Source organism: Cyclobacterium jeungdonense, assembly GCF_010994275.1.
GTDB lineage: Bacteria > Bacteroidota > Bacteroidia > Cytophagales > Cyclobacteriaceae > Cyclobacterium > Cyclobacterium jeungdonense.
Genome location: NZ_WMCD01000024.1, coordinates 1 through 2,761, shown reverse-complemented (window position 1 = coordinate 2,761; position 2,761 = coordinate 1). Strand labels below are relative to the sequence as shown.

Genomic DNA, 2,761 nt, shown 5'->3' with positions numbered 1-2,761 from the left:
CCGGCACCATCCGGTAAGGCTAAATACTCCCCGGAGACCGATAGTGAACGAGTACCGTGAGGGAAAGGTGAAAAGTACCGTGAATAACGGGGTGAAAAGAACCTGAAACCGTACGCCTACAAGCGGTCGGAGCTTTGACTTGTCAGAGTGACGGCGTGCCTTTTGCATAATGAGCCTACGAGTTGCTCCTCACCGGCAAGGTTAACCGTGTAGACGCGGGGAGCCGTAGCGAAAGCGAGTCCGAACAGGGCGATATAGTCGGTGGGGGCAGACGCGAAACTTAGTGATCTACCCATGGCCAGGTTGAAGCTCTGGTAAAACAGAGTGGAGGACCGAACCGATAAGCGTTGAAAAGCTTCCGGATGAGCTGTGGGTAGGGGTGAAAGGCCAATCAAACTGAGAAATAGCTCGTACTCCCCGAAATGTTTTTAGGAACAGCGTCGGGAATTGTAAGACGGAGGTAGAGCTACCGATAGGACTAGGGGGAGTCACATCCTACCAAATCCTGACGAACTCCGAATGCCGTTTTACAGAACCGTCAGTGAGGGCTCGGGTGCTAAGGTCCGAGTCCGAGAGGGAAAGAACCCAGACCTACTGCTAAGGTCCCAAAATCCGCGCTAAGTTGAACAAAGGTGGTCCAGCTGCAGAGACAGCCAGGAGGTTAGCTTGGAAGCAGCTATTCCTTTAAAGAGTGCGTAACAGCTCACTGGTCGAGCGGCAGGGCGTCGATAATAATCGGGCATCAAGCGCGGTACCGAAGCAAAGGATTATATCCCGATTTATCGGGAGTAGTGGTAGGGGAGCATTCCGGCGGCAGTGAATCCATTTGGTGATGAGTGGTGGAGCTTCCGGAAAAGCAAATGTAGGCATAAGTAACGATAATGGATGGGAACAACATCCACACCGTAAAACCAAGGATTCCTGATCAACGCTAATCGGATCAGGGTCAGTCGGGACCTAAGGATAACCCGAAGGGGGATTCCGATGGCAAATGGGTTAATATTCCCATACCGTTTATACAGGTGAAGGGGTGACGGAGCGTTGAAAGGCCCGCCCGGTGACGGAATACCGGGTTGAAGGGTGTAGGTATTTGAGCTGTAGTAAAATGCGCAGCTTTAGCCGAACCTGATAGTACCGAGCGTCTTCGGACAATCGGATAGTGGTCCTAAGAGCTTCCAAGAAAAACCTCTAGCGTCAAGCGTATAAATGCCCGTACCGCAAACCGACACAGGTGGTTGGGGAGAGTATCCCAAGGTGCTCGAGTGAATCATGGCTAAGGAACTCGGCAAAATGGCCCTGTAACTTCGGGAGAAGGGGCGCCTCCTCACGTTTCGGCGTGAGAGGCCGCAGTGAAAAGGCCCAGGCGACTGTTTATCAAAAACACATGGCTTTGCGAAATCGAAAGATGAAGTATAAGGCCTGACACCTGCCCGGTGCCGGAAGGTTAAGGGGGGACGTTATCGCAAGAGAAGCGTTGAACCGAAGCCCCGGTAAACGGCGGCCGTAACTATAACGGTCCTAAGGTAGCGAAATTCCTTGTCGGGTAAGTTCCGACCTGCACGAATGGTGTAACGATCTGGGCACTGTCTCAGCCATGAGCTCGGTGAAATTGTAGTCGCGGTGAAGATGCCGCGTACCCGCAACGGGACGGAAAGACCCCATGAACCTTTACTGCAACTTAACATTGGCATCGGGTACACGGTGTGTAGGATAGGCCGGAGGCAATGAAGCGGCGTCGCCAGGCGTTGTGGAGCCAACGTTGAAATACGGCCCTCTGTGTGCCTGGTGTCTAATCCCTGAGAAGGGAGACATTGTTTGGTGGGTAGTTTGACTGGGGTGGTCGCCTCCAAAAGAGTAACGGAGGCTTCCAAAGGTTCCCTCAGCACGCTTGGTAACCGTGCGTGGAGTGCAATAGCAAAAGGGAGCTTGACTGTGAGGCGTACATGCCGAGCAGGGACGAAAGTCGGGTATAGTGATCCGGCGGTACCGAATGGAAGGGCCGTCGCTCAAAGGATAAAAGGTACTCTGGGGATAACAGGCTGATCTCCCCCAAGAGCTCATATCGACGGGGAGGTTTGGCACCTCGATGTCGGCTCGTCACATCCTGGGGCTGGAGAAGGTCCCAAGGGTTGGGCTGTTCGCCCATTAAAGTGGCACGCGAGCTGGGTTCAGAACGTCGTGAGACAGTTCGGTCCCTATCTGTTGCGGGCGTGGGAAGTCTGCGGGGGGCTGTCCTTAGTACGAGAGGACCGGGATGGACCGACCGCTGGTGTACCGGTTGTGGTGCCAACTGCACCGCCGGGTAGCTAAGTCGGGAAGAGATAAGCGCTGAAAGCATCTAAGTGCGAAACTCGCCCCAAGATGAGACTTCCAAACAGGGCCGTCAGAGACGATGACGTTGATAGGCTGCAGGTGTAAAGTCAGAGATGGCATAGCCGAGCAGTACTAATAGCCCGAAAGCTTAAACGTACACTTCCATCATTGCATTTTCCGCACGACACTGTCATAAAAGAACAAAGACATAGCAGATGTGGTAACGTTACCGCATCCCAAGACATAGGCGGCCCGGCGCAGGGGACCCACCTCTTCCCATCCCGAACAGAGAAGTTAAGCCCTGCAGCGCCGATGGTACTGGGGTTACACCCGGGAGAGTAGGTCGCCGCCTCATTTATTTAAAAGCCCTTTGGTTAACGCCATAAGGGCTTTTTTTATGCCCTTATACCCCAAGGCAATAAAATACCCACCACAGATACCGCAGATA

At 53.5% G+C, this 2,761-nt stretch carries 2 rRNA genes; both read left to right on the top strand.

What is annotated here, in order from left to right:
• Window positions 1-2,469: ribosomal RNA gene (locus GKS34_RS23130) — 23S ribosomal RNA — on the top strand; the annotation flags it as partial.
• A gap of 87 nt (window positions 2,470-2,556) precedes the next feature.
• Window positions 2,557-2,668: ribosomal RNA gene (gene rrf, locus GKS34_RS23125) — 5S ribosomal RNA — on the top strand.
• Window positions 2,669-2,761: the final 93 nt, after the last annotated feature.